Below are 2,045 nucleotides of genomic sequence, written 5' to 3'. Positions count from 1 at the left end.
ATTCGTACGGCTTATTCTGGAGGTTCTGAACCTGAAAGTCATGTTTTAAATAAAGAAGCGCTTGAAAATGATGAGGAATTAATCAGATTAAGAGAATTGATAAGACAAATCGACATCTGGTATCTACCTTTGATTCAAGTTGAAAAGGAGGTAATAAGACTAAAATGTGAAGGATATAATGGCAGATACTGGTATCAAGTAATGCAAGAATTGGATGTTCAAGGATTTGAAGTTCCACAGAAGAAAGCTAAAGCTGCTTATTATAAATTTAGGAATGACATCTATTCTTTTGTTATTCACTTAATTTGAGAGGGACAAAATAGGCAAAAAAAGAATCGAAATTGCCTAAAAACGGAACCTTGACCCTTGTTTTTGCTGATATACTTGTATTATGAAGTAAAAGGCAAAAGCAAAAAACAACAACTAATTCGGTTTGGATATACTTCATAACGTTGCTGGACGATAAACCAGCGTAGTAAGGAAAGCACCACTGGAGAGTGTGCAGGGTTCGACTCCCTGACTTGCTATAGGACCTCTGCAATATAAATCCGATAATACTAGTACGGCAGATATTGCAAGAAAAAACATTACAAGAGTAATGATGTTGAGTGGGTTAGGACATCGAGCAAGGAATAGAAACGACTTCGCTATTAGAAGTTATAGAGTTCGAGCCTCTATCTTGCTGTTATATTTTATTACAGGTTGTCCATTGGGCAGCCTTTTATTGTTGGAAAGGAGATGCTATCTTGCCAATGACTGGACGATGTCGTGAGCCTAACTGCCACGCTGTAGTTGTTAGACCACTGCACTATTGTACTAAGCACGCTGATAAAGAAGCAGCATATCAAGCAAGTAGAGAGCGATGGACTAATCGTAATGATGATAGTAAACGATACAAAGACTATAACAAACGCAAGCGTGAGTATAGCGACATTAAAGTAGAACAGAACAAGTTCTATCAAAGCAAGCAATGGAAGTCTATACGTGATGTAGTAAGACGTAGAGATAACTTCCTTTGTCAGTACTGCAAAGCACATAATAGAGTAAGAACTGGCAAGATAGTGGACCACATCGTGCCAGTTGAGTTTGACTTGAATGGTAAGACCATCATGGATAACTTGGCTTTCTGCTGTAGCAAATGCCACACAAGGAAAACTAAGTGGGAACAAATTTATTATGGAACTGGTTACGGAAATAAAACTAAAAATGTAATCCCCATAAAAAATGTAAAAGATGTGCCTGACTTTCAAAAAAATGAACGATAATTTTTAACAACCCTCCCCCCTATACTTATACTAGGAAAAGCACACACATAGGTATCGTCTTGCTTGAAAACCCATTTTTGAAAATTTTTATATAGGGGGGGTCAAAACACTAAAAGAAAGGAGAAAAAATGACAGCTAAGAAGTTCAAAGACAGTAATGACGGGAAGTTGTCCTATCGTGCACCTAAGCACCTTTCTCCTCTCGCAAGTGCTTGTTGGCGTAAAACTGTTCCCTTTCTTGAGGAACAAAAGCCAGTTGATAAGATTGATTCGTTTTTAGTTGAAATGTACTGTACTCAGTATGAAATTTATAGAAATTCATACGAACATCTTAAAAAACATGGTGAGGTTCAAGAAATTTATAAACCAGTTCAAGATATGACTGGTGAAATTATTGACAGACAATTTCAAGGTTTTAAACGTAATCCAATGACTCAAATTTACTCGGATGCAATAAAAAATCTTACAAAGATTGGTTCTGAGTTAGGTTTATCGCCAAAATCACGTTCTGAATTGATAGAGCTTAACATGCAAGATACGAATGAAAAAAGCACTAAAGATAAGATGAAGGCGTTCTTTGATGGAGGTGATGATGATTACTGAGTTAGCTCCTACAAAAACAATGAATAATCTTATCATTGAATTTAAAGTTGATTTAACGCAGGACCACGACGTCTTAGGAGCTTATCATAGTATTGATTTTTCAGAAATACGTGCTAAATATAGAGACCCTGGCACAAGATATGCATTCGCAGTATTAGACGATATAACAAAATCTGGG

General features: G+C 36.4%; 4 protein-coding genes. All 4 read left to right on the top strand.

From position 1 onward, the window contains the following. A partial coding sequence (locus AB0N14_RS39905; protein ID WP_366030577.1) for a DUF722 domain-containing protein occupies window positions 1-309 on the top strand: 309 nt, incomplete at its 5' end. 443 nt (window positions 310-752) lie between these two features. Next, complete coding sequence (locus AB0N14_RS39900; protein WP_366030579.1) at window positions 753-1,265, top strand: HNH endonuclease; 513 nt, start codon at window positions 753-755, stop codon at window positions 1,263-1,265. 128 nt (window positions 1,266-1,393) lie between these two features. Continuing rightward, window positions 1,394-1,867 carry a phage terminase small subunit P27 family gene (locus AB0N14_RS39895; protein ID WP_021214441.1) on the top strand — a complete coding sequence of 158 codons (474 nt, stop codon included), beginning with the start codon at window positions 1,394-1,396 and terminating at the stop codon, window positions 1,865-1,867. After that, a partial coding sequence (locus AB0N14_RS39890; RefSeq protein ID WP_366030576.1) for a hypothetical protein occupies window positions 1,845-2,045 on the top strand: 201 nt, incomplete at its 3' end. The genes AB0N14_RS39895 and AB0N14_RS39890, both read left to right, overlap by 23 nt.

The sequence above is a fragment of the Streptomyces sp. NPDC051104 genome, from assembly GCF_040682835.1.
GTDB lineage: Bacteria > Actinomycetota > Actinomycetes > Streptomycetales > Streptomycetaceae > Streptomyces > Streptomyces cynarae.
This window is presented reverse-complemented; position numbering and strand designations above follow the sequence as displayed.

Coding starts and splice junctions, on each gene's coding strand:
- AB0N14_RS39900 (WP_366030579.1), top strand. CDS start 753: ATGACTGGACGATGTCGTGAGCCTAACTGCCACGCTGTAGTTGTTAGA.
- AB0N14_RS39895 (WP_021214441.1), top strand. CDS start 1,394: ATGACAGCTAAGAAGTTCAAAGACAGTAATGACGGGAAGTTGTCCTAT.